Below are 24,466 nucleotides of genomic sequence, written 5' to 3' on the forward strand. Positions count from 1 at the left end.
GACAAAACAGCCAGCAGCCAGAAACTGTCGTCACAAGACATATTTCGACAAATCGGTATCCTTGGCGACATCGGACAACTGCTTTTCGACATAGGCTTTGTCGATGCTGATTTCTTCACCAGTCCGCTCTTCCGCGGTGAAACTAATCTCTTCAACCAGCTTTTCCATTATCGTTTGCAAGCGTCGGGCGCCGATATTTTCGACCGTCTCGTTCACATTGGCCGCGATTTCCGCCAGTTTTTCGATGGCATCATCAGTAATCGTTATTTTGACGTCTTCGGTGCCAAGCAGCGCAATATATTGCTGCGGCAGATTGGCCTTTGTTTCGGTCAATATCCGCACGAAATCGGCTTCGGTGAGCGCGCGCAATTCCACCCTGATCGGCAGTCGGCCTTGCAGCTCCGGCAGCATATCGCTCGGCTTTGATATCGAAAAAGCGCCGGATGCGATGAACAGGATGTGATCCGTTTTCATCGGACCATATTTGGTCGCCACGGTTGTGCCCTCGATAAGCGGCAACAGATCGCGCTGGACACCTTCCCGGCTAACCGAACCGCCGCGCATATCGCTCACCGCGATCTTGTCTATTTCGTCCAGAAAGACGATGCCGTTGGACTCGGCGTCCGAAATCGCAGCTCTTGAAATATCCTCATCATCCAGACGCTTGTCGGACTCTTCTTCCACCAGCTTGTCCCACGCATCGGCGACCCGCATTTTGCGGCGCTTCAGGCGGTTTTGGTTGAACGCCTTGCCCATCATGTCGGAGAGATTGATCATTCCAACCTGGCCACCCATGCCGGGAATATCCATCGGCATATTCGGTGTGTCCTCGACTTCAATCTCGATTTCGGTGTCGTTCATATGATCGTCGACGACACGTTGCCGGAAACTCTCTCTGGTCGCTTCGCTGGCATTTTCGCCGCATAGAACGTCAAGCAAGCGCTTCATCGCCGCTTCGGCGGCGGCTTCATGCACCGCCATACGCCGGCGTTCCCGTTCTAGGCGTACGGCTTCCTCGGCCAAATCGCGGGCGATTTGCTCGACATCGCGGCCGACATAGCCGACTTCTGTGAATTTCGTGGCTTCCACCTTGATAAACGGCGCGTCAGCGAGCTTTGCCAGACGGCGCGAAATTTCGGTCTTGCCGCAGCCCGTGGGGCCAATCATCAGGATATTCTTTGGAGTTACCTCTTCCCGCAATTCCGCCGGCAGCCGCTGCCTGCGCCACCGGTTGCGCAGTGCCACAGCAACCGCGCGTTTTGCGTCTTGCTGGCCGATAATATGCTCGTCGAGTGCTTTGACAATGGCTTTGGGAGTCAGGTTCGCCTGCATGCTATTTGTCTCTTCATTCATAGGGAGGGGTGCGTTCACGCGTCGCTATCAAGCGTTTCGATGGTAATATCACCATTGGTATAGACGCAGATCTCGGCTGCTATCTCCATGGCTTTTCTGGCCAGTTTTTCGGCGTCTTTCTCATAGTCCATCAAAGCGCGGGCTGCGGAAAGCGCAAAATTTCCGCCGGAACCGATGGCGGCAATGCCTTCGTTGGGTTCCAGCACGTCTCCGTTGCCAGTCAATATCAATGTGATGTCCTTGTCGGCCACAATCATCAGGGCTTCGAGGTTGCGGAGATATTTGTCCGTGCGCCAATCCTTGGCGAGTTCAACGGCCGCCCGCATCAGTTGTCCGCTATGCCGCTCCAGCTTTGCTTCGAGCCGCTCGAATAGGGTGAAGGCGTCGGCGGTCGCACCGGCAAAGCCGCCGACAACCGAGCCATCGTGCAATTGCCGAACCTTGCGGGCGTTCCGTTTCATCACCGTCTGCCCCATCGAGACCTGACCGTCGCCAACGACGACGACCTTGCCATTTTTTCGAACCGAGAGGATGGTTGTGCCATGCCATTGCTGCAGGCCATGTTGCTGATTTTCTGTCATGAAGCGAGATATGGGTCTTGCTACCTGTTTGTGCAACCGCAGCCTTTCCGGTTTTGCAGGATCCCGAAACATCGTCTTTTCGACGGTCCAAATCCCTGGAATCCAGCAGGCAAAAAAAATGGCGACCAAAGGCCGCCATTTCTAAAATTCTATACCTGAATTAATTCAGGGGGAAGTTGGTGTGTCTTCGCTGCCGTCGGCTGCGATAATGATGCCACCAATAACTGCTGCTGCAGCGAGGATCGCGACGATGATGCCCGATCCGCCTTCGACGTCATTTTCGCCTTCGACAGTTGCGCTGGTCCGTGCAACGGACGAAACAGGCTGTGCAGCCTGTGCCAATACCGGTGCGCTTACGAGCGACGCGGCTGCTGCTGCAGCCAATCCAATTTTACCGAAACGCATAATTTGCTCCTTCAGGGTTTCGCATCTCATTCAATACAAAACAGTCTCTGACATAGCAGGTCGGTGAAATCAACAATCTTATGGTTCAATATTGTATTATTTGCGCTGAGTTGCAAACAGAGCACATATTACTGTTTTTCCTTAATATTAATCGATTGGCATGACTGGCGCTGACCGGCCTCGCTTGTCGGGCGTTTGCGGCTTCGGCCTTCCTCTTTTTTTCGAGGTGTTCCGATTCAAGACGTTAACCATCGGGCCGGAATTGCTGCTGGCAATCATGGATAACAAATTGTTAACCAATCGGTATGGACAACGAAACATTGAGCCCGCTGACGCTGCGCAGCAGAAACATGCAGCATCCTTTTCGCCAGAGCCTGCCGATCGATATATCGCAGGTCGCCGCAGAAAAACGCGAATTGGAGCTCCGTGAGACAGCGGACAAAAAAGGAATGGGAGAAGATGTAAGCCTGTTCCTGTTAAGCTTTCTCGCCTTCTTTACCGCCTTCTACATGTTCATTTTTTGATAGAACGCTTAAAGTGCATCAGTCACAGGCGCGGTGGAGCTGCAGGCCGAGCCATGCCGATACCAGGCACATAGCTGCAACGAGCAGCAACTGCTCGGTCGTAGACACGCCTAGCATGCTGAGCCCGAGGGCAACCAAGGCTCCGAGAACCATACAGCCGGAATTCACGACATTATTCGCCGCAATAGTCCGAGCTGTCTGACTGATATCAACGGTCGTGGTAAGAAAGGCATATAGCGGAACCACAAACATCCCGCCAAAAATGGCAACACCGCCTAGCGTACCCAGCAGCGCCCAGGAACCATCGTGGACAATGAAAGTCTGCAACGTGTAAAGATCGCCGTCCGGCAGACCTTCCCAGCTTCTGGCAATGAAGTAGAGGATGAGCACAAATACGCCCATAATGATAACGCTTGCGGGGGCAAACCGCGCCGAGACCTGGCTTTTGAGCAGGCTATTGACCAGGATCGAGCCGATCGCGATCCCGACCGAGAATACGCCGAGAAAGAGACTGGCAACCTGGGGCGCGGCAGTCAGGACATTTTCGACCAGAGGTGGAAATTGAATGATCAACACTGACCCGATGGTCCAGAAAAAGCTGATGGCGATGATCGCGAGGTAGAGCCGGCGAACATGCAAAGTCGCTGAGATCAGACGGATCGACGAGCGGATGAAATTAAAATCGATTTTCTCCACTTCTTTTTGCGCTGGTGCAGGCGGCATGAACTGGGCAGCGATACGGCCCACCAGTGCAACCAGAAAAACCGTAACGACCGCGATCTCGACTCCATTTCCATTGCGGTCGATGATGATGCCACCGAGGATCGTGCCTGCGAGAATGGCTATATATGTGCCGGCTTCAACGAGTCCGGTCCCTGCGAGCACTTCATCTTCCTCCAAATGCTGAGGCAGAACGGCATATTTGATCGGACCGAAAAAAGTCGACTGCAGTCCCAGAAGAAATAATGCGGTCAGCATGACGGGAATATTATGCAGCCAAAGCCCGACCCCGCCGATTGCGGCGATGAAAATTTCCAGTGTTTTAACGAGTCGCGTGATCCGCGCCTTGTCATAATTGTCCGCGAGTTGGCCGGCTAAAGACGAAAACAAAAAGAACGGAAGAATGAAGAGCCCGGAAGCAACGGCATTGAATACAAAATCTTCGGATTCGCTCTCGTAAATTCCATAGGTCACCAGGATGACCATAGAAAATTTGAAGAGATTGTCGTTAAAAGCCCCCAGTAGCTGCGTGAGGAAGAGTGGCAAAAACCTTCGTGTCCGCAACAAATGCGCCGTATTTTGCATAAAGTGAAAATCTCTGTTCGAGCGGAAAGAAGGGCTTCCTGTCATCTTTAGTCCTTTCCACTCCAGCGTCAACACGACTACCAACGGCTCGACGCGGTCAATGGCCATGAATTCGTCCATTAAATGGCTGAATCAATTTTCATTCTGGCGAAATCCGTTTATGCGAAGGCCGCGATGCTGAATTTGCCAAACATTTTGACACTCTCGCGGATATTTGCGGTGCCGATTCTGGTTTTTCTGCTGTGGCCGAACTTTGATCCGTTGCATTTACAACCGTTACCAATTGATTATTTACTCACTTTCGGCCTCTACTGCCTGATGGCGGTCACGGATTATTTCGACGGCTATCTCGCCAGAACGCAAGGCACGGTTTCGAAACTCGGTATTTTTCTGGATCCAATCGCCGACAAAATAATGGTCGCGGCGGTTGTATTGATGCTGATTTTTACCAGAGATATCAATGGGTGGAACGCGATTGCGGCGATCATCATTCTGTTGCGCGAAATCATGGTCTCCGGCCTCCGGGAATTCCTCGCCGGTCTGCAGGTCAGCGTACCGGTATCTCAATTGGCAAAATGGAAGACCGGTTTTCAGATGATCTCCCTTGGTGCCCTGATATTGGCCGGTGGCGTGCCGCATTGGCCGATGGTTGAGACGGTCGGTTTGTGGACGCTATGGGCGGCGGCGATCCTGACCTTGATCACTGGCTGGGATTATCTTCGAGTCGGCTTGAAGCACATGGACTGATGGCTCGTTCGATCAACATAGTATATTTCGCATGGGTGCGGGAACGCTTGGGCATCGACCAGGAACAGGTTGAACTGGACGACGAGATCGAAAGCATTGCCGATGTGTTGGCTATGCTCGCCGAGCGGGATGACCGCTATGCCGAGATTTTCGCCGATTTTGAAAAATTGCGCTTCGCTCTCGATCAGGATTACGGCCTCAGCACATCCTCGATCGGTTCAGCGAAGGAGCTGGCCATTTTTCCGCCGGTGACTGGCGGATGATCAATATTGAGGTCGGTCCAGAGGATTTTGATATCGGCGCAGAGACGCTGAAAGTCGCAGGGCAGGGCGGCGGCGCCATCGCCAGCTTTGTCGGCCAGGTGCGGGATGACGGAAATCTGGCGTCACTGGAGCTGGAACATTATCCGGCTATGACGCAAAAAGCGCTCCTGGAGATCGCGGAAAACGCGTCTTCTCAATGGGAGCTCCACGCGGTCACCATTATCCATCGGGTTGGCAAGTTGGCCGTGGGCGAAAATATTGTGATGGTCATAGCCGGATCCGATCATCGCCAGGCCGCAATCGATGCCTGTTCCTTCATCATGGACAAGTTGAAAACGGTTGCCCCTTTCTGGAAAAAGGAAACCAGGGTCGACGGGGCAGAGAAATGGATAGAAGAACGCGCATCGGATATCGAAGCTTCGAATCAATGGGATCAAAAGCAGAAGACCTAGTCGTGGGCTTTTGACGCCCAGTTCTGCGCGCCCTTCATGATTTCTGCCAGCAGTTGAAATTCGCTTCGGCGCGGGCTGTTCTTGCGCCATACCAGCGCAATATCGCGCGTCGCACGATCCGATTTCAGCGGTCTGGCGACAATGTCGGTATAGTTTAATATCCCGCTTTCGATCGCCATTTTCGGCAAGAGGGTAAGGCCCAGTCCATTATCGACCATCTGCACTAGCGTATGCAGCGAAGTCCCCATCATTCGGGCGGAAGCTCTTAATTCCGGGCGGTTGCAGGCTGCTAGCGCATGGTCTTTCAGACAATGGCCGTCCTCAAGGAGCAGCAACTGGGTTTCATCGATATGCGCCGGATCAACTTCCACCGGAGGGTCGCGCGGATCATCCTTCGGAAAGGCCACTAGTATTTCGTCGCTGAACAATATTTCCGACTCGACGTCTCCGCAGGGGAAGGGTTGCGCCAGCAGCACACAATCCGCGTGGCCATGATGCAGGGAATCGCACGCCGCCTGGCTTGTTTCTTCCTTCAGATAAAGCTTCAGCTCCGGTCGCTCCTTGCGCAGCTGAGGCAATAGCCGGGGCAACAGAAATGGTGCGATGGTCGGAATAACGCTCATCCGTATATCTCCGGACAGTGGCTTTCCGGCAGATCTCGCCATCTCAGACAGCTCTTCCGCCTCTCGCAGGATGCGATAGGCTTTCTCCACCATCTGATTGCCTAGGTCAGTGAACCGGACCACGCGGCGCGTTCGTTCGACCAAAACGATGTCCAGCAAGGCTTCGAGTTCCTTGATACCCGCTGACAATGTTGACTGGGTTACGAAGCAGGACTCTGCCGCTTTGCCGAAATGGCCATGCTCTTTTAGTGCGACCAGATATTGCAGCTGTTTCAGGGTAGGTAGATACGTGGACATTATCGATTCTCTCGATCAGTTTGGTTATAATGATCTACTATAGTGATAAAGCCTGTCTTTTTAAAGCATAGCCCGATTTCGCCCCCAAGAAATAACTGGAAAAGCGGCGTTGCCGTGCCTAGTTTAGTAGCTTCGCAACATCCGGAGGAAGTACATGTTTCGGGAACTGGGCGCATATCTGGACTCTATCAAAGCCCGCGATCCGGCACCGCGATCGCGCTGGGAAGTATTGCTCTATCCGGGTGTTCTGGCGTTGGGCCTGCATCGACTGGCGCATTGGCTTTTCAAAGGCGAGCTGTTTTTCTTCGCCCGCCTGATCAATCATATTGCCAGATTTTTCACCGCCATTGATATTCATCCCGGCGCCAAGATCGGGCGGCATCTGTTCATCGACCATGGTTTTACAGTTATTGGTGAGACCGCTGACATTGGTGACAATGTAACGATCTATCAATGTGTAACGCTCGGTGGGACCAATCCGGCCAACGGCGTCGGCGGCAAGCGACATCCGACCATCGAGGATGATGTCATTCTCGGATCCGGCGCTCAGGTGCTCGGCCCGATCACGGTCGGCAAACGGGCGCGCGTAGGCGCCAATGCGGTCGTTACCCAGAATGTTCCGGAAGGGGCAACAATGGTCGGCGTCCGCGCCCGGCCGACCCTGGTCGAAGCCAAAGATTACCAAAAAGATTTTGTGCCCTACGGTACCCCGTGCAGCGAGATTTTTGACCCGTCGACGCAAAAGCTGGAAATATTGCAATGCGAGATGGAGCAATTGCAGAAACGTATCGCCGCCTTGGCCAAGGAGCGTAACGGCGACGATGAGTCCGTCGACGCCAAGGGACGTGATAGCGCTTGATGCGGTTTACCGGGTCGAACATTGCTGACTTCCCGCAGCGAGGCGCACCATCACAAGTGGGCTTCGAAAGGCGGGAGCTGGATCGCATACTCAATTTATACGGGCGCATGGTCGCTGCCGGACACTGGAAAGACTATGCGATGGATATGCGCCGCGATGTCGCAATATTTGCGGCCTTTCGCCGTGCGTCCGAACGCCCCCAGATCCGCATCGAGAAACGGCCCTCGGAGCGCAACCGCCAGGGCATGTGGTCTCTCCGCGGCGAACAGGGCCAGATATTGAAGCGCGGCCATGATCTATCCGGTGTGCTGGCACCGGTCGAGCGCAAACTCGTGAAACTGGTGTCAGAATAACCGATTTGGTTGTATTATTTCATTAAAACAAACCCAAAAGTCTAATTCTCCGCCGCATCCGTATCGAGTGCGTAGCCAGCCGAACGGACCGTACGGATGATGTCGGACCGGCCATTGGCATTCAGAGCTTTCCGGAGCCGGCGAATATGGACGTCAACGGTGCGCAATTCGATATCGCTGTCCTGTCCCCAAACGCTATCGAGCAGCCGTTCGCGTGAGAACACCCAGTTGGGATGTTCCAGAAAATGGCGGAGCAGCCGGAATTCGGTGGGTCCCAGCGGGATGGTATCGCCGTCTCGTTTGACCTTGTGCCCGACGGTATCCATTTCCAGGTCACCAAAAGTCAGCTTTTCGCCGGCGAGAGCAGGCCGTACCCGGCGCAGCACAGCCTTTACCCGAGCGATCAGTTCCCGGGGGCTGAATGGTTTTGTAATATAGTCGTCCGCGCCGGTTTCGAGGCCGCGAATCTTGTCTTCCTCTTCCCCGCGGGCGGTCAGCATGATGATCGGAATATTCGCGGTTTCCGACGATCGGCGGAGGCGGCGGCATACCTCGATGCCGGACAGACTCTCGAGCATCCAGTCAAGCAGGATGACGTCAGGACGATGTTCCTGAACCAGCAGCAGCGCTTCCTCGCCATCCGGGGTGTGGATCACGTCATATTCTTCTTTTTTGAAGTTCCAGCTCAGGAGCTCCGCCAGCGCCGCATCGTCTTCGACGAGCAATAATTTAGCATTTACCATCAGTCGGCCTCATCGCGTGATGTGTCATTCTGTGGCGTCGTCGGGCTTTCCCCACGGGTACGCTCCGGCATCGGTTCACCAGTCGCCGCGAAATACACCATTTCGGCGACATTGGTCGCATGGTCCCCGATCCGTTCCAGATTTTTGGCGATAAACAGCAGATGCGCAGCTTCGCCGATATCTTTCGGATTTTCGATCATATGGGTGATAACGGCACGGAAGATGCTGTTGTAGAAATCATCGACAATTTGATCGCGCCGGTTCACTTCCATCGCCAGTTCAGCATCTCTGCGGGCAAAAGCGTCAAGCGAATCCCGGACCAGTTCACTGGCGATTTTCGACATCGAAGGCAGCAGCGAAATTGGCCGCAGCCGGTGGGTCTGGGTAACCAGTGGTACCCGTTTCGCGATATTCTTTGCGTAGTCGCCGATCCGCTCAACCACGCCCGAGATCTTGAACGTCGCGATCAATTCCCTGAGGTCATCGGCCATCGGCGCGCGCAGCGCAATCGTCTGAAAGGTCAAATCATCGATCCGCTTTTCAAGCTCGTCGATCAACTTGTCTTCCCGGACCACCTCTGCCGCAAGGTCAAGATCGCTATTTTCCAGCGCCCGCATGGCTTTGGCAATCGCCTGCTCGCTGCGGCCTCCGATTTCTGCCACCATACCGCGCAATTCGTTGATGTCTGAATCAAACGCTTTTACGGTATGTTCTGTGCCACTATTGACCATGGTTATTCCTAATCATCGATAAGTTAGCCGTAGCGACCTGTAATATAATCCCGCGTCTTTTCTTCGCGCGGATTGGTGAAAATATCTGTCGTATCGCCATATTCCACCAGCGTACCGAGATGGAAAAATGCGGTTTTTTGAGAAACGCGCGCGGCTTGCTGCATATTGTGCGTGACGATCACTATAGCATATTTGCCGCGCAGTTCGTGAATTAGTTCTTCGATCTTTGCGGTTGCGATCGGGTCAAGGGCAGAGCAGGGCTCATCCATCAGGATCACCTCCGGATCGACTGCAATCGCCCGGGCGATGCACAGGCGTTGCTGCTGGCCGCCTGACAGCGCCGTCCCGCTGTCCTGCAGCCGGTCTTTGACCTCGCCCCAGAGGCCAGCGCGCTGCAGGGAGGATTCGACAATTTCGTCCAATTCTTCCTTGCCGGTAGCCAGACCGTGGATACGGGGGCCGTAGGCGATATTGTCGTAGATTGATTTCGGGAAGGGATTGGGCTTTTGAAAGACCATGCCGACCCGAGCCCGCAATTGGACAACATCCATTTTCGGCGCGTAGATATCTTCACCCTCCAGCGTGATATCGCCGGTGACACGGGCAATCGGAATGGTATCATTCATCCGATTCATGCAGCGCAAAAATGTCGACTTGCCACATCCGGATGGTCCGATAAATGCGGTGACATTGTCCATGTTGACGTCAATCGAGACATCGTTGATCGCCTGTTTGTCACCGTAGAAAACATTGACGTTGCGCGCCGTCATTTTTGGTGACCCGCTATCGGTGGTCATGCCTGTTTTGGCAGAATTTGTCATATTCACGCTTTCGCTCGGTTCGAGTATTTTCTCTGTGTCATCCATCGGGCCTTTACCAGCGGGTCTCAAACCGGTTGCGCAGGTAAATCGCCAGAGCATTCATGATCAGCAGAAACAACAAAAGTACAATGATGGCCGCAGACGTTTTCTCGACGAAACCTCTATCGACTTCGTCAGACCATAGAAATATCTGGACCGGCAGGACCGTAGCGGGGTCTGTGATCCCGCTTGGCGGCGTGGCGATAAACGCGCGCATGCCGATCATCAGCAATGGCGCCGTTTCGCCCAGGGCTCTTGCCATTCCGATAATCGTACCAGTCAATATGCCGGGCAGTGCCAAGGGTAGCACATGATGAAAAACAACCTGCAGCGGGCTTGCCCCGATGCCCAGCGCTGCTTCCCGGATCGAAGGCGGTACGGACTTTACGGCATTGCGCCCGGAAATGACGATCACCGGCATGGTCATCAAGGCAAGCGTCAAGCCGCCGACCAGAGCGCCGGACCGCGGCATGCCGAAGAAGTTCAGAAACACCGCCAGGCCGAGCAAGCCAAAAATGATCGAAGGCACAGCCGCGAGATTGTTGATCGAAACCTCGATGAGGTCCGTCAGGCGGTTCTTCGGTGCATATTCCTCGAGATACAGAGCCGCCAGCACACCAACCGGAAAGGCCAGCATCAATGTCACGATCATCGTTATCAAAGAGCCTTTGAACGCCCCCCAAATACCGACTTGCATGGGGTCCGTCGCGTCCGAGTTGCTGAGGAAATTCCAGTTGAAACCGGTAGAGAACTGGCCCTTCAATTCCTTGACTATCTGTTCGGCCTCCGGATTACCTTCGTCCTTGTAGGCGACGTCCAGTTCTGATGACACGGGCAGATATACCGTGGTTTTCTGGGAGACCAGATCAGGGTTATCGAGAATCATCGAGCCGACTGCGGTCCAGGCTCCCGCTGAAAAAAGGTCGGCACCGTCTTTGCCATATTGGATTTCTATGCTGCTATCGACGATATCGCGTAACCCCATGGCCTGAATATTGGCTTGCGCATTGGGTCCTTCGAACTGGCTCGGAGACGCACCGCTTGTCACCGCCGGGAAATCGATTTCTACGGGCAGTTCCGTCTGCGTAAATCCGCGAAATCCGTTGCCGACCATGACGATCAGCAAAAACGCCAGAAAGCCAGCAGACAGCACGATCGCGGCAATGCCCATCGCCTTGAAGCGCCGCTCTGCGGCATAGCGTCCGGCAATGCGTTTCTGCATTGCCGTGCTTTGCCAGTCCGTCGGAGTGCGGTCAGTTTCGGTGAGACTATTCATATGCTTCCCGGTATTTTTTGACGACGCGCAAGGCGATCAGATTGAGCAGCAAGGTCACGATGAAAAGGACGAGACCCAGGGCAAAGGCAGCAAGTGTTTTCGGGCTGTCAAATTCCTGATCGCCGGTCAAAAGCTGGACGATCTGGGTGGTGACGGTGGTAACACTGGAAAACGGATTGGCGGTCATGTTGGCAGCAAGGCCGGCCGCCATCACCACGATCATCGTTTCGCCAATCGCGCGGCTGACAGCGAGCAAAACGCCACCGACAACCCCCGGCAAAGCGGCCGGGATCAGCACCTTCTTGATCGTTTCACTCTGGGTGGCACCCATCGCCAGCGAGCCATCACGCATTGAGCTTGGTACCGATGCGATACTGTCATCGGCCATTGATGAAACAAACGGAATGATCATGATCCCCATGACCGCACCAGCCGCCAGCGCGGATTCCGAAGAGGCATTGGAAATGCCGATCGAGACCGCAAAATCACGGAGGGCGGGGGCGACGGTAAGGGCGGCGAAATAGCCATAGACCACCGTTGGTACCCCAGCGAGCACCTCCAATATCGGTTTCATCCAGGATCGAAATTTGGCCGGCGCATATTGGGTAAGATAGATCGCGCTCATCAGGCCGAGCGGGATCGCGACAATCATTGCGATAATGGCACCGATAAACACCGTTCCCCAGAAGAGCGGGATCGCACCAAATCCGGTCTCACCCCTTGGTCCCGCTACGGCTTTCGGATTCCATTCAGTTCCGAACAGAAAATCGATTGGCGACACCATGGAAAAGAACCGGACCGATTCAAATACCAGCGACAAGAAAATGCCAACCGTCGTGATGATGGCAATCAGCGACGCCAGCAGCAAGATCAGCATCGTGACTCGCTCAATCTTGGTGCGCGCTCGCAGATCAGGCTTGATCTGCAGCCACGCGTAGACGCCGCACGCAAAAACCAGCAGCAGCGCAGCGATCGAACCGATCATCTGGTAATAGTTGATCGCGTCACGATATGGTTCGACCATCGTCTGCGAGAGCGGATTAAATGCGTTGACCTGATTGCCCATGGCGATCGCCCGTGCTTCGGACAGAATGGCTGCCCGGGCAAAGCCGTCTTGCGGCAATTGCGCCGCCGCAGGGCTGGTCAGCGCTGCATCAGTGATCAATGCCGGGCTCACAAAACTCCAGACCGTTAGAAAAAGAAGGGCCGGAAGGATCGCCCACAGGGCAACATACCAGCCGTGATAATTGGGCAGGGAATGAAGCACCGATCGGGCATGCTTGTCGCCGGTTTGCATCCCGGCTGCTCTGAGCCGACCAAAAAACCAAGCAACTAGCCCAAGGCCAATGACGAGAAAAAGAAGCGTCGAACCTGTCACAATATCAATTTTCGCCCCGTATCAAAATCATCTGCTTGGTACACGCGCCGAAGCCCGCTTATTTGAGTTCGCTAATCGAAAGAGGTGTCATATTATTGACAACCTCCAACATATTTTCACGTACGTCATCGGGCGCGGCAATCAAACCCGCTTTCACCAGATAACCGTCTGCTGTGCCTGCGTTGACGAATTCCAGCACATATTCCTTCAGCCCGGGGATCACCCCGACATGCTGCTTTTTGACATAGATATATAGCGGTCTGGCGCCGGGATATTCTCCCGATGCAATGGCCTCGTAGCTGGGATTTACGCCGGAGACGGGGATTCCGCGAACACTGTCCAAATTCTCTTCCAGAAAGCTGTAACCGAAGATGCCGATACTGTTCGGGTTGGCTTTCAACTTTTGAACAATCAAATTGTCATTTTCGCCGGCATCGACATAGGCGCCATCCGCTCTGACCTCATGACAAATTGCATCGAATTCCGTCTTGTTGCTCTCTTTCAGCGCCTTCGTTTCGGGGTCCGTTATACAGCCAACTTCCATGATCAGCTCCGTCAGCGCATCGCGCGTGCCTGAGGTTGACGGTGGGCCATAAACATTGATCGCAAAATTCGGCAAAGACGGATCAATATCGGACCAGTTTTTGGCTTTGTTCTCTTTGCCAAACGGCCGTTCCGCGATGGCTTTGTAAATCTGAACAGGCGTCAAAGAGAAAGACGGTCCGTTGTTGGCCTGTGCGATCGCGATACCATCTATGCCGATTTGCACTTCAACGACGTCGGTCACACCGTTGCTTTGACACAGTTCTAATTCTGACGCCTTTATCCGGCGCGATGCGTTTTCGATGTCCGGCGTATTCGCGCCTACGCCGGCGCAGAACAGATTCATCCCGCCACCCGTGCCGGTCGATTCCAATATCGGAGAGGGATTGGATCCGTTAACACTGAATTGCTCAGCGACAGCTTTGGCAAACGGGAAAACAGTCGACGATCCGACAATACGAATTTCGCTCCTGGTGCCGCTTTGACCCCCGGAAGCCTGATCCTGACACGCAGCTAGCGCAAGCGACGCAGCCGCGAGAAAGGCGATTTGTCTTAACATCGGAAAATTCCCTGTTGATCTGCACTTAACCTGCGGAAAAAATTAACCAAGGCCCGATCCGCTGGTTCGTTGCGGTGGCTTCTAGGGAGGGGCAATGTCCTGATCATTACAGAAATATTACATTTATATGACAAGAGGCGCGATGCCGGATTTGGCGTCCGAACTGTGATTCAGACTGGGGTCTAGATGGATCCATTTGGGCCAAGGTGACTGACAAGAGAATTGCTGGCAATTGGTAGCAAAACAGAGACCGTTGTACCAACGCCAACCGTGCTGGAGATCTCCATCCGTCCGCCATGGCGCTCGGTTATATGCTTGACGATCGAAAGTCCCAGGCCAGTTCCGCCAATAGATTTGCTGCGGCCCTTGTCCACACGGTAAAATCGTTCGGTGAGTCTGGGAAGATGCTCAGGCGCAATACCATCACCCTGATCATTGATTGCCAGGCACAACATGGTTCCGGCATTATTGGGCGCCAGATTTATGGTGACCGGCGCACCTTTCTTTCCATATTTGAAAGCATTGCTCAGCAAATTGTTGACCACTTGCGACAATTGCGCTCGATCACCATGGATTAGCGGTATGTCGGTCGGCAAATTGACCAGGATCTCGGTCTCCTTCTTACCGCGACTGTTGATGTAGAAGTCCCGCGCTTCCCCGACCAGTTCGCTCAGGTCGATCTGTTCAGACGGCAGCTCAAACTTTTCCGCTTCGATCCGGGAAAGCGACATGAGATCCTCGACCAGCCGCTGCATGCGGTCGGCTTCCTTGTACATTATCTTCAGAAACCGGGCGCGGGTCGCATCATCCTTGCCGGCCTTTGGGTCTTCCAGAGTTTCCAGAAAGCCTTTGATTGCCGCCAGCGGCGTGCGCAATTCATGGCTTGCATTAGCAACAAAATCGGTTCGCATCCGTTCGGCAGCATAACGGCTGCTGCGATCTGACAGCTGGACCAGCTTGAGACCGTCCTGCAGCGTGTTGATGCGGAGCTCCCATCGCTGATCGGTGCTGCCCACGCCGACCAGCAGAATCGGCTCTCCGCTGTGCTTGGCGTCAGGATTGGCCAGCCGATCGGCCGCGGCAGGGTGGCGAATCGCTATGCGGACATCTTCACCGACAATATGGTCACCCAGAACCTTAGCGGCTGCTGCATTGGCGGCCGCGACTTTCGCGTTGCGTATCAGCAGTATCGGATCGGTGATCGGGTTGATGATGTCCTGATATGCCTCCGACCGGCCCTGATATAATATGCGCTTGCGTTGCCGTTCGAGCGTTGCCGGGTCTGGCAGCGGTGCAGCAGGCCGGTCCTGGAGAACTGTGAACAACGCGAAGGCCCCGGTCGCCACTATGATGATGAACTGTTGTCCTGACTGCGGCAATTGGCTCGCCAGCAGCGCGCCAGCAAGAATGGCGATCAGAGCCACAAACAACCGAAAAGGGGAAACCGAGGTCACCGGAGCGATTCTGACGTCTTCATATCGGTCATCTAGGCTGTGGTCGGCAGAGTCGGCAATCGGAATATTTCATGACGGCCATCTGTCCCCCCTTGGCATATACAGTCCTTGTTAACGAATTTCGTGTCTATGTCTCGAAAATGGACGCGGTTTGGGCCAGAAGACTGTTTACTCGCTTTTTTGGTCTTTTCTGCCTATGTGCCAATATCTGAAGTTAGGACAAACAGGGACAGAGCGTTGATGAAAGATCATATTCCATCTGAATCGTCAGTAAATTCTGATCAGAAGAACGGAATCGTGACTCGCCGTCGGGCCTTGATGATGGGTGCGGTAACCGCTTCGGCTGTGGTCAGCATCAAACCTGCTTTGGCACAAACAGCCGGCTCCGTCCTCAATTGCGAAATTCCGGTGCCGGGCAATAATGCGATGGGCGGATATATCGCCCCGGACGGCACAGTCGTCACCGCAGACACGCCGGGCGCCTTTCCCCCAGCAGGACGTAATTTTACCGGAGAAGAGGTGCGCCGGGCAATGAACGGCCGGACGCTTCCCGGCACGTCTTATGACCAGTCCCAAGCCTATGTGAATTATATCCGCAGGCTGCAATCCGGTCAGAGTGGATTTACCTGCTACGCCTCGCTGCAAATGCCGCGCTGATATTAACGTTTACCTGCTATCGAGCGCGCGAGTCATATTAGAATCGCAGGTAATTCACCATGAGTTTAAAATTCCAGGCAGCGCCGAAGGATGAATTGGTCTGGCACGGTCTGGACAGCATGACTCTGCTGTTTCATCGGCCTTCGGGGATTACCCACATGCTTGCCGAGCCCGCTCCGGCGATACTGGAAGTCATGGACAATGACTGGCTCACCGCAGCCGCGATTGCGCAGCGTCTGAGCAGGCAATTCGAAATCGAGCCGGGTGCGAACGCTGAAAATGTCGTCAGTGCACGCCTCAACGAGCTGTTCGATCTGGGATTGGTTGCGAGAGTATCTCACTGATGGGAAAGATGCACCAGACATTGCTTCAGGTCGGACCCGCTGCGTTCCGGATAGCGTCGACATGGCGGCAGCCATTGGATCAGCTTACGGCCTTGTACCGGGACTATCCGGCCCCAACCGACGATAGCGTGGATTTCACGGTTCGTCTGGAACCGGAGAAGCCTTGGCGCCGCCATGTCCGGCCTTCGGTCCATATTGGTGGAGACTTCTGGCTCCCGGACGCTGCGCCCTTGCCGCTTGCGCAGGGTCTGTTGGCGGCCGAAATGGGAATGAACCTGCAAATGGCACTTGGCTGGCGGCGGCATTTATTGCTCCATGCCAGTAGCGTTGAAAAGGACGGCAAGGCGCTGATCATGACCGGCTTGTCGGGTTCCGGCAAATCCACGCTGTCGGCGATGCTTGCCGAAAAAGGCTGGCGTTTCATGGGCGATGAATTTGCGTTGCTTGGCCTTGATGGCGGCGAAATCGTGCCTTTTCCGCGGTTGATCAGTTTGAAGAACAGGGCGATCGAAACGATGCAGCAGCTGGTTCCGGAAGACCGCTTTGGCCCAGAAATGAAAGCCACCCCAAAAGGCGACATCCGGCATCTTGTCCCGCCGAAAGCGGCTGTGGCGCGGATGGACGATCCCGCTCGACCGGCATTGTTGCTGTTTCCCCGTTTTGGCCACAAGCCGGAATTGCGAGAAATGGGCCAGTCGGAAGTATTTGTCCGTCTGACGCAGGCCTCAACCAACTATGTGGCACTGGGGGAGGCGGGCTTTGATACGCTTACCCGATTTGTCGACCGGGTTCCTGCCAAAGCGATGGATTATGAGTCCGGAGAGCAGGCAGAATCGCTGATCGAAAGTCTCTGGAGCAAACTGCCTTGATGAAGGATGCACGCCTTTTGGTAGATGCGCTGCGTGAACCAGCCAGCGTCCGAGCGTTAACAGGCCGCCAATGGACGGATTTGATCAGCATCGCGCGCGCGGAGTCACTGATCGGATCGCTGGCCCACCGCGTCAGAGATATACCGGTGCCCAGTCGGGTCAGGGCGGTTCTTCAAGACGCTATTGAGGCCCACGAGCTGGCGCGTCTGCAGGCGCTTTGGGAAGCCGCCTGCGCGCGCCGGGCTTTGGCTGATTATCCGGGAAAGATCGTCCTGATGAAGGGTACCGCTTATGTGGCGGCAGATCTCGCCTCCGGGGTGGGGCGGAGCATTGGCGATCTCGACATCATGGTCGCGCGCAATGACTTGCCGATTGTCGAAGCGGCCTTGCTGGATGCCGGTTGGGAATGGGTAAAGCCGGATCCTTATGACGATCTATATTATCGCGACTATATGCACGAATTGCCGCCGCTGATACACCGCGAGCGCGACCGGATGATCGACGTGCATCATACAACGCTGCCGCTGACCGCAAGGCCGACGCCGGACGCACGGGCCATGCTGGACAGCGCAGCCGCCCTCGACAATGGTCTCCATGTCATGGCTCCGGCCGATATGCTGTTGCATTCCATTGCCCATCTGTTTGCCGACGGGGATCTGGCCGGGGGGCTGCGCAACCTGTGGGATATTAATCTGTTGATCCGACAATTTTCGGAAGCTGACGCGGAATTCTGGAACGTGCTGGATGGTCGGGCCAAAATTCATGATCTGGCTTCGGAAAAGCAGCGGGCATTGCGCTTGGCCGCGCGCCTCTACGGCACCCCGGTCAACAGACTTTCTGCGGGAAAAACCGCACTGCCGGACCATCTCTATGTCCGGCGTCTGCTCGCCCGGGATGGATATGGGCGGGAAACGCGCAAAGTCACGCGCCTCGCTTTTTACGTGCGCTCCCACTGGCTGCGAATGCCGCCGCTCATGCTCGCCAAACATTTGTGGACCAAATGGCGCAAGGGCGGAAAGTGAGGCGTATGAAGCCCCTCAATTCCGCACAAACGGTCTGGCTTAAGGACCACCAGCGTGCCATTAGTCCCGGCAATTGGCTTGTCCAAATCGCTGATCCAACCATTTTCTCCGGAGTATCCCGATGACCGATCGCCCGCTCGCCGCAATCATCCTGGCCGCAGGACAAGGCACGAGAATGAAATCAGAAACGCACAAGGTCCTGCACCCGATTGCCGGTAAGCCGATGCTGCATCATTTGCTTGATACGGTGGATTCGATCGGCGTCGAACGGACTGTGATCGTCGTCGGCGCGCGGCGTGAGCAGATTGAAGCGAGTGTTGAAGGCCGTGATGTCGCGATTGCTGTGCAGGACGATCAACTCGGCACCGGCCACGCAGTCGCTCAGGCGCACGATGCGTTGCGCGGTTTCGCTGGCGATATCCTTATCCTCTATGGTGACGTTCCGATGGTCAGCGCCGATACCATGCGCGATATGATTTTCCGGCTGAACAACGGCACCGATCCGAGAGCCGTGGTGCTTGGCTTTCGTCCCGATGACGCCGCTGCCTATGGCCGTATCATCTCTGATGATCAGGGCGAAATCGAGAAAATGGTGGAATATAAAGATGCCACCGATGCAGAGCGCAGGGTCGACCTTTGCAACAGCGGCTTGATGGCGGCGCGCTCTACCGACCTGTTCATTCTGCTGGACCAGATCAGTAATGACAATGCCGCTGGTGAATATTACCTGCCGGATATCGTGATGCTGCCCGGCCAAAAAAGTGCGGTGATCGAAGTCGCCGATCCCGCCGAGGTAGCCGGCGTAAACAGCAGGGCTGAACTGGCTTCGGTCGAAAATACATGGCAGACTCGCCGACGCGCGCAGGCCATGGCCGATGGCGTCAGCCTGATCGCGCCGGAAACCGTCTGGTTCTCGCACGACACCGAGATATCTTCCGATGTTGTTATTGAGCCTAATGTGATTTTCGGTCCGGGTGTTTCAATCGCCTCTGGCGCCAAGATTTTCGGACATAGCCATATCGCCGGCGCGACGATTGGCCCCAACGCCAGCGTCGGACCCTTTGCCCGCCTGCGCCCCGGCGCCATATTGGAAGAAGGGGCCAAGGTCGGCAATTTCGTTGAAATGAAAAAGGCGACCCTTGGCAAAGGGGCAAAAGCCAGCCACCTGACCTATCTCGGCGACGCTGAAGTCGGGGAGGACGCCAATATCGGCGCGGGTACCATCACCTGCAACTATGACGGCTATTTCAAATATAAAACCGTCATCGGCAAGGGTGCCTTTATTGGCTCCAACAGCGCGCTGGTGGCGCCGGTGACGATCGGAGATGGCGCGATCGTCGGGGCAGGGGCCACGCTCACCAAGGATGTCGCTGCCGGTGATCTCGCACTGGTCAGGGCGCAGCAGACCGCGAAGGCTGGTTGGGCGACCAAATTTCGCGACGCGATGCTGAAGAAAAAGCGCTGAACAGGAAGAAAACGATATTATCCTTCCAATGGAATTCGTGAACTTGGACGGTCCCGAAACCGCGCGATCGACTGACGCTATGTCGGTTAATCGGGATTTTAAGAATTTCTCTGCTAGCATACCGAAAATCCGGATAGATTATAGACTCGATTAGAATCAGAAAGCCTGAAGCCCATGTGCGGAATCATTGGAATTGTTGGTACGTCACCCGTCTCGGATCGATTGGTCGACGGCTTGAAGCGCATGGAATATCGTGGCTATGACAGCGCCGGTGTCTGCACCGTTGATGACGGCCAGCTGATCCGCCGCCGGGCAGAGGGCAAGCTAGCCAATTTGGTGTCCGTGCTGAAGACCGACGATGCCGCCGGCAAGGTCGGTATCGCCCACACGCGCTGGGCAACGCATGGCGCGCCGACAACGAGCAACGCGCATCCTCATGCAACCGGCGAAGTGGCCCTGGTCCACAATGGCATTATCGAAAATTTCAGGAGTCTCCGTGAAGAATTGACCGCTCGCGGACGATCATTCGAAAGTGAGACCGACACCGAAGTTGTTGCGCATCTCATCAGCGAGCAGGTTGAAGACGGAAAATCTCCGCAAGAGGCTGTCCAAGCGGTATTGCCGCAACTGCGGGGCGCCTTTGCACTCGCGATTGCCTTTCGTTCGTACCCGGATCTGCTGATCGGCGCGCGTCTGGGTTCTCCTCTGGTGGTCGGATATGGTGACGGCGAAATGTATCTTGGGTCCGACGCCTTGGCGCTCGCGCCCCTCACTCAGAACATTGCCTATCTCGAAGAGGGCGACTGGGTGGTGATTGCGCGCGATGGCGCGGCGATTCACAATAAAGACAATGAAGCAGTGGAGCGTGAAATATCAACCTCGGGCGTGTCTGCCGCGACGATTGAAAAAGGCAATTACCGCCATTTTATGCAGAAAGAGATTTTCGAGCAGCCAACCGTCGTCGCACAGACCCTCGGAAGCTATATCAGACCGCTCGAGCAGCAGGTAGCCCTGCCGCAAATGGATTTCGATCTGCGCAATATCAAGCGCATCACGATTGTTGCCTGCGGCACCAGCTATTACGCCGGCATGGTCGCGAAATATTGGTTCGAGACCTTTGCCCGGGTGCCGGTGGATTTGGATTTTGCATCCGAGTTTCGGTATCGCGATCCGGTGTTTGAGGATGGCGGACTGGCTCTGTTCATCTCCCAATCCGGCGAGACCGCCGATACGCTGGCAGCGCTTCGTCACTCGAAAGAAAACGGACAGAAAATTGCCGTGGTTGTCAACGTCCCCACCAGCAGCATGGCAAGGGAGGCAGATCTGTTGCTGCCCACGCATGCCGGTCCAGAAATCGGTGTGGCATCGACGAAAGCCTTTTCTTGCCAGCTCGCGGTCTTGGCCGCGCTCGCCGCCCATCTTGCTGTCGTCAAGGGACAGATGACGCGCGACGAAGAACGCGACATTGTGCGACATTTAATCGAAGCTCCGGCCGCGCTCAACGCCGCGCTGGATCATGACGAAGATATTGCCGCGATGGCCCATCTGATCGCGCCCGCCCGTGACGTGCTCTATCTCGGCCGAGGGCCGGACTATCCACTGGCGCTGGAAGGAGCGCTCAAACTGAAGGAAATCAGCTACATCCATGCCGAAGGCTATGCATCGGGCGAGATGAAACATGGTCCGATCGCGTTAATCGACGAGGCCGTACCGGTTATCGTGCTGGCGCCATCCGGACCGTTGTTCGAGAAAACCGTATCCAATATGCAGGAAGTCATGGCCCGCGGTGGCAAGGTGGTGCTGATCTCGGATGCTGATGGCCTGGCGGAAGCTGGCGATGGCTGCATGGCGACCATCGAAATGCCAAAAGTCCATCCCTTGATCGCGCCGCTTGTCTACGCGGTACCGGTCCAGTTGCTCGCTTATCATGTTGCGGTGGCGAAAGGGACGGATGTGGATCAGCCCCGTAATCTGGCCAAATCGGTAACGGTGGAATAGCGATGGCGACCAATCCTTCGCTCGTTGCTGTCGAAACCGGTAGCGGAAAGTTCCAGCAAACAGTGCGGGTCGGCGAGCATGTTTTTCTCGCCGATGAACCTGTGTCGTTCGGCGGCGCTGATAGTGGGCCATCGCCTTATGACCTGCTGCTGGCGGCGCTCGGGACTTGCACATCGATGACGATGAAAATGTATGCGGACCGGAAAGGCATTCCGCTGGAATCGGTTTATATCGTGCTGGAACACAGCCGCGAGCATGTCGACGATTGCAGCACCTGCAATAACGAGGATAACCGCATTGATGTGATTGATCGCTCGATCACGCTATACGGCGATCTCACCGATGAGCAGCGTCAAAAACTGCTTGAGATTGCGGAAAAATGCCCGGTTCATAGAACGTTGGAAAACAGAATCGACATTCACACAACGGAGGTCAGAGATTAGGCCGGCTAAGCGACCGGACCCTTCTATAAAGCACTGAACTTGCCATGGCCATCAGTCGCGCCTAGCTCATTGGGGCGTAACGGGGATCAGGAATTGTCTGACAAAAAAATCGATATTTGGCTGGACGCTGGTCTGATCGACGCGGACACCGCACGGCGGATCCGTGAGTACGAAGCCGACCGATCCCGGCCTATTGGCCTCTGGTCTTTGATCGGACTCGGGGCTTTGGCGATCGGTCTTGGCATTGTATCGCTGGTCGCGGCCAATTGGGATGCGATTCCGGGAATGGTCCGTCTCTCCGTACACGGGTTGTCGATTGTCGCGATAGCCGGAGCAATTTATCTGCTGCAGCCCCGCAACAGCTTTCTCGGACTCTATCTGAAGGATGTGCTGCTTTTCATCCTGGCAGTGCTTGGAGCGACATTTTTTGGCCATTTGGGCCAAGTCTATCAAACCAGTTCGCCATTATGGAAGCCAATGGCGACCTGGCTGCTGCTCTTCTCGCCGCTGCTGATGCTGGCAGGTCGAGGCTGGCTAATTTCATTGCTTTGGATTGTCGCATTGCTGGGCACCGGTATCGCGCACTGGGGCTGGTATGTCGAGCAAGGCGGTCAGCCGCCTTCGCTTTATATCGCGGCTATTGCCAGCTTGCCCGTTTTTGCATTGCTCATCGGTATGTTTGGCAGACGACTTAGCTCGCGCGACGCGTTCTGGATACAGACGGAGCAATTTGCGCTGGCAGCCTTCGTCGCATGGGTCTCTCTGAAACTGATAGCTGATGGCATTGAATCAGGCGGTGTTTTTGGATCCGGGGGCGACCCTATCCTTATAACCGGTATTCAGTTGGGCCTGTGGTGCGCCGCTGCCTGGCTGGTCTGGACATATAATCGTACCAATATCGGCGCTAGCGTGGCCGCAATTCTGATCGCTGCTGCTGTGATCAATTTTGTCAGCAGTCTTATGGATTCCACTGAAGCGGTAAGCAATGCGATATTGTTTATGGCATTTTGGGCTGCGGTTGGCTGGAGCGCGGCACGCTCCGAATGGCGCAATATATTCCAGGTCGTTGTTGCGATTATTGCGCTGCGGCTGATCGCCTTGAGTTTCGAACTTGCCGCCGATCTTTTAAGCAGCGGGCTGGGACTGATAATGGCGGGCGTGATCACAATCGGCATTGCCATAATTGCCTATCGCTTTTCAAAAGCTTTCGCTCCCGCGAAAATATCCAGTGCAGCAAAGAATGAAGACGGGCACGATTCATGAACCGCTATCGACAATTTTTTCTGCCCGCTGCGCTGCTGTTACCGATATTCGGTCTGGGTTTGATCTGGATACTGACAGACCGGGAAGCGGATCAGGGAACCGTTTGGGATGTGCCGATTGCCGGCTATGATCCGCGCGATTTGCTGCGCGGGCACTATGTCCAGTTTCGCTATGACTGGCCCGCCCTTGAGGCGGATACGGTCCCGACCTGGTCAGGATCAGGGACCAGCCTCTGCATCATTGGACGCCCTCCGGAAATCGCAAGCGTTTCCGTCCGAACGAAGGCAACACCCGATCTGTCGTCGGCTGCTGGCTGCGATTCAATCGTAAAGGTGAATCCTTGGAGCGAGGAAGGCGGCAATGGCTTGATACGAGACCGCATCTATGTTCCACAGACCTCTGCAGGGGCTTATCAAGCAAAGCTGCGAGATTCGAAGTTGCAGGGCATCGTGAGGATACGGGTCAACAACAGTGGCTTTATCACTCCGCTATCCCTGGACTTTCAATCCCGGGACCCTGAAACTCCCGATCCAGAGGATGCAGAGTGAAGACCGAGATAACCGGCGGTTGTCACTGCGGAGCCGTCCGCTTTGCGGCCACAGTTGAAAACCAGCCTGCGCTGCTCGATTGCAATTGCTCGATCTGCGCGCGCACTGGCTTTGTGCATCTGATCGTTCCGCACGGCGATTTTACTTTGCTGAGCGGCTTCCCCGATCTCACCAGCTATAGGTTTGGCAGCCGACAGGCCGATCATCTGTTCTGCCGGCATTGCGGTGTCAAAAGCTATTACCAGCCCCGCTCGCATCCCGATTGCTGGAGCATAAACTACAACTGTCTCGACCAGGGCCATGGATTGAACCCGACTGTGGTGCCGTTCGACGGTCAGAATTGGGAAGCCGCGAAAGCCAGACTGGGATAGCGATTGCGTCGGAGGCGCAATGGCCGGAAGCCCATGATCAGCCAGACGAATTGAACCGGTCTCTGAGATCAATTCGGGCAACTACTTTGCTAAACGCTGCCCAAAACGGGCAGAATAGCTCCAGCGATTGACCGGCTTGATCAACGCGCATATAAGGCCGGTCCTAAGTTGGAGGCGACC

Annotated in this window: 28 protein-coding genes; 16 read left to right on the forward strand and 12 right to left on the reverse strand. The window is 55.2% G+C overall.

Annotation, left to right across the window (positions count from 1 at the left end):
• Nucleotides 1-30: 30 nt before the first annotated feature.
• From hslU to ACN0WW_RS05715, 3 genes are all read right to left on the reverse strand, one after another.
• Nucleotides 31-1,332 (reverse strand): ATP-dependent protease ATPase subunit HslU, encoded by a 1,302-nt coding sequence (gene hslU / locus ACN0WW_RS05705; RefSeq protein ID WP_417610300.1) that lies wholly within the window; start codon nucleotides 1,330-1,332, stop codon nucleotides 31-33.
• Between the two features lie 35 nt (nucleotides 1,333-1,367).
• Nucleotides 1,368-1,934: an ATP-dependent protease subunit HslV gene (gene hslV, locus ACN0WW_RS05710; protein WP_417610302.1), complete on the reverse strand. Its 567-nt coding sequence runs from the start codon at nucleotides 1,932-1,934 to the stop codon at nucleotides 1,368-1,370.
• A gap of 165 nt (nucleotides 1,935-2,099) precedes the next feature.
• Entirely contained in the window at nucleotides 2,100-2,339 is a 240-nt protein-coding gene (locus tag ACN0WW_RS05715) for a hypothetical protein (RefSeq protein ID WP_417610304.1), read from the reverse strand.
• Nucleotides 2,340-2,644: 305 nt separating this feature from the next.
• On the opposite strand from ACN0WW_RS05715, the gene ACN0WW_RS05720 reads away from it, so the two are divergent.
• Complete coding sequence (locus ACN0WW_RS05720) at nucleotides 2,645-2,863, forward strand: hypothetical protein (RefSeq protein WP_417610306.1); 219 nt, start codon at nucleotides 2,645-2,647, stop codon at nucleotides 2,861-2,863.
• Between the two features lie 18 nt (nucleotides 2,864-2,881).
• Here the strand turns inward: ACN0WW_RS05720 and ACN0WW_RS05725 are convergent, their stop codons facing one another.
• Nucleotides 2,882-4,168: an MFS transporter gene (locus ACN0WW_RS05725; RefSeq protein WP_417610500.1), complete on the reverse strand. Its 1,287-nt coding sequence runs from the start codon at nucleotides 4,166-4,168 to the stop codon at nucleotides 2,882-2,884.
• A 174-nt stretch (nucleotides 4,169-4,342) separates the two neighbouring features.
• Between ACN0WW_RS05725 and pgsA the strand changes: the two genes are divergently transcribed.
• The 3 genes from pgsA to ACN0WW_RS05740 are packed head-to-tail and all read left to right on the forward strand — an operon-like array spanning nucleotide 4,343 to nucleotide 5,630.
• Entirely contained in the window at nucleotides 4,343-4,915 is a 573-nt protein-coding gene (gene pgsA / locus ACN0WW_RS05730; RefSeq protein ID WP_417610502.1) for a CDP-diacylglycerol--glycerol-3-phosphate 3-phosphatidyltransferase, read from the forward strand.
• Complete coding sequence (gene moaD / locus ACN0WW_RS05735; RefSeq protein WP_417610308.1) at nucleotides 4,915-5,178, forward strand: molybdopterin converting factor subunit 1; 264 nt, start codon at nucleotides 4,915-4,917, stop codon at nucleotides 5,176-5,178. The genes pgsA and moaD overlap by 1 nt, the downstream gene beginning before the upstream one ends.
• A complete protein-coding gene (locus tag ACN0WW_RS05740) occupies nucleotides 5,175-5,630 on the forward strand; it encodes a molybdenum cofactor biosynthesis protein MoaE (protein WP_417610310.1) in 456 nt (151 codons plus the stop codon). Before moaD ends, ACN0WW_RS05740 begins: the two co-directional genes overlap by 4 nt.
• Here the strand turns inward: ACN0WW_RS05740 and ACN0WW_RS05745 are convergent.
• A complete protein-coding gene (locus ACN0WW_RS05745) occupies nucleotides 5,627-6,550 on the reverse strand; it encodes a hydrogen peroxide-inducible genes activator (RefSeq protein ID WP_417610312.1) in 924 nt (307 codons plus the stop codon). The genes ACN0WW_RS05740 and ACN0WW_RS05745 overlap by 4 nt on opposite strands.
• 154 nt (nucleotides 6,551-6,704) lie before the next feature.
• Here ACN0WW_RS05745 and epsC point away from each other — a divergent pair, with 154 nt between their 5' ends.
• Together epsC and ACN0WW_RS05755 are read left to right on the forward strand one after the other, a co-directional pair.
• Nucleotides 6,705-7,409 (forward strand): serine O-acetyltransferase EpsC, encoded by a 705-nt coding sequence (gene epsC / locus ACN0WW_RS05750; RefSeq protein ID WP_417610314.1) that lies wholly within the window; start codon nucleotides 6,705-6,707, stop codon nucleotides 7,407-7,409.
• Nucleotides 7,409-7,762 carry a DUF2794 domain-containing protein gene (locus tag ACN0WW_RS05755; protein WP_417610504.1) on the forward strand — a complete coding sequence of 118 codons (354 nt, stop codon included), beginning with the start codon at nucleotides 7,409-7,411 and terminating at the stop codon, nucleotides 7,760-7,762. Before epsC ends, ACN0WW_RS05755 begins: the two co-directional genes overlap by 1 nt.
• Nucleotides 7,763-7,803: 41 nt before the next feature.
• Here ACN0WW_RS05755 and phoB read toward each other — a convergent pair whose 3' ends face one another.
• The 7 genes from phoB to ACN0WW_RS05790 form a co-directional block, all read right to left on the reverse strand.
• On the reverse strand, nucleotides 7,804-8,505 hold the full coding sequence (gene phoB, locus ACN0WW_RS05760; protein ID WP_417610316.1) for a phosphate regulon transcriptional regulator PhoB: 702 nt from the start codon (nucleotides 8,503-8,505) through the stop codon (nucleotides 7,804-7,806).
• Nucleotides 8,505-9,236 (reverse strand): phosphate signaling complex protein PhoU, encoded by a 732-nt coding sequence (gene phoU, locus ACN0WW_RS05765; protein ID WP_417610318.1) that lies wholly within the window; start codon nucleotides 9,234-9,236, stop codon nucleotides 8,505-8,507. Before phoU ends, phoB begins: the two co-directional genes overlap by 1 nt.
• Before the next feature lie 23 nt (nucleotides 9,237-9,259).
• A complete protein-coding gene (gene pstB / locus ACN0WW_RS05770) occupies nucleotides 9,260-10,057 on the reverse strand; it encodes a phosphate ABC transporter ATP-binding protein PstB (protein ID WP_417610320.1) in 798 nt (265 codons plus the stop codon).
• A 52-nt stretch (nucleotides 10,058-10,109) separates the two neighbouring features.
• Nucleotides 10,110-11,372, reverse strand: a complete 1,263-nt coding sequence (gene pstA, locus ACN0WW_RS05775) for a phosphate ABC transporter permease PstA (protein WP_417610322.1) — start codon at nucleotides 11,370-11,372, stop codon at nucleotides 10,110-10,112.
• Nucleotides 11,365-12,750: a phosphate ABC transporter permease subunit PstC gene (pstC, locus tag ACN0WW_RS05780; protein ID WP_417610324.1), complete on the reverse strand. Its 1,386-nt coding sequence runs from the start codon at nucleotides 12,748-12,750 to the stop codon at nucleotides 11,365-11,367. Before pstC ends, pstA begins: the two co-directional genes overlap by 8 nt.
• A 58-nt stretch (nucleotides 12,751-12,808) precedes the next feature.
• Nucleotides 12,809-13,852 (reverse strand): substrate-binding domain-containing protein, encoded by a 1,044-nt coding sequence (locus ACN0WW_RS05785; RefSeq protein WP_417610326.1) that lies wholly within the window; start codon nucleotides 13,850-13,852, stop codon nucleotides 12,809-12,811.
• 182 nt (nucleotides 13,853-14,034) lie between these two features.
• Nucleotides 14,035-15,306, reverse strand: coding sequence for a sensor histidine kinase (locus tag ACN0WW_RS05790; protein WP_417610328.1), 1,272 nt, complete (start codon nucleotides 15,304-15,306; stop codon nucleotides 14,035-14,037).
• A gap of 240 nt (nucleotides 15,307-15,546) precedes the next feature.
• Between ACN0WW_RS05790 and ACN0WW_RS05795 the strand changes: the two genes are divergently transcribed.
• The 10 genes from ACN0WW_RS05795 (at nucleotide 15,547) to ACN0WW_RS05840 (ending at nucleotide 24,286) form a co-directional block, all read left to right on the forward strand.
• A complete protein-coding gene (locus ACN0WW_RS05795) occupies nucleotides 15,547-15,963 on the forward strand; it encodes a hypothetical protein (protein ID WP_417610330.1) in 417 nt (138 codons plus the stop codon).
• 59 nt (nucleotides 15,964-16,022) lie between these two features.
• The gene (locus ACN0WW_RS05800; RefSeq protein WP_417610332.1) at nucleotides 16,023-16,307 is read left to right on the forward strand and encodes an HPr-rel-A system PqqD family peptide chaperone; all 285 of its coding nucleotides are present in this window, start codon (nucleotides 16,023-16,025) and stop codon (nucleotides 16,305-16,307) included.
• Entirely contained in the window at nucleotides 16,307-17,176 is an 870-nt protein-coding gene (locus tag ACN0WW_RS05805; protein ID WP_417610334.1) for an HprK-related kinase A, read from the forward strand. Before ACN0WW_RS05800 ends, ACN0WW_RS05805 begins: the two co-directional genes overlap by 1 nt.
• Nucleotides 17,176-18,198, forward strand: a complete 1,023-nt coding sequence (locus ACN0WW_RS05810; protein WP_417610336.1) for a nucleotidyltransferase family protein — start codon at nucleotides 17,176-17,178, stop codon at nucleotides 18,196-18,198. The genes ACN0WW_RS05805 and ACN0WW_RS05810 overlap by 1 nt, the downstream gene beginning before the upstream one ends.
• 121 nt (nucleotides 18,199-18,319) lie before the next feature.
• Nucleotides 18,320-19,663 (forward strand): bifunctional UDP-N-acetylglucosamine diphosphorylase/glucosamine-1-phosphate N-acetyltransferase GlmU, encoded by a 1,344-nt coding sequence (gene glmU / locus ACN0WW_RS05815; RefSeq protein ID WP_417610338.1) that lies wholly within the window; start codon nucleotides 18,320-18,322, stop codon nucleotides 19,661-19,663.
• Nucleotides 19,664-19,837: 174 nt separating this feature from the next.
• Entirely contained in the window at nucleotides 19,838-21,661 is a 1,824-nt protein-coding gene (gene glmS, locus ACN0WW_RS05820; protein WP_417610340.1) for a glutamine--fructose-6-phosphate transaminase (isomerizing), read from the forward strand.
• A 2-nt stretch (nucleotides 21,662-21,663) separates the two neighbouring features.
• Nucleotides 21,664-22,104 (forward strand): OsmC family protein, encoded by a 441-nt coding sequence (locus tag ACN0WW_RS05825; protein ID WP_417610342.1) that lies wholly within the window; start codon nucleotides 21,664-21,666, stop codon nucleotides 22,102-22,104.
• Between the two features lie 93 nt (nucleotides 22,105-22,197).
• Nucleotides 22,198-23,367 carry a DUF2157 domain-containing protein gene (locus ACN0WW_RS05830; protein ID WP_417610344.1) on the forward strand — a complete coding sequence of 390 codons (1,170 nt, stop codon included), beginning with the start codon at nucleotides 22,198-22,200 and terminating at the stop codon, nucleotides 23,365-23,367.
• Nucleotides 23,364-23,915: a GDYXXLXY domain-containing protein gene (locus ACN0WW_RS05835; RefSeq protein WP_417610346.1), complete on the forward strand. Its 552-nt coding sequence runs from the start codon at nucleotides 23,364-23,366 to the stop codon at nucleotides 23,913-23,915. Before ACN0WW_RS05830 ends, ACN0WW_RS05835 begins: the two co-directional genes overlap by 4 nt.
• Nucleotides 23,912-24,286, forward strand: a complete 375-nt coding sequence (locus ACN0WW_RS05840; RefSeq protein WP_417610348.1) for a GFA family protein — start codon at nucleotides 23,912-23,914, stop codon at nucleotides 24,284-24,286. The genes ACN0WW_RS05835 and ACN0WW_RS05840 overlap by 4 nt, the downstream gene beginning before the upstream one ends.
• The last annotated feature ends 180 nt before the right edge of the window (nucleotides 24,287-24,466 follow it).

Origin of the sequence: Parasphingorhabdus sp. (assembly GCF_048269865.1) — a bacterium.
Taxonomy (GTDB): domain Bacteria; phylum Pseudomonadota; class Alphaproteobacteria; order Sphingomonadales; family Sphingomonadaceae; genus Parasphingorhabdus.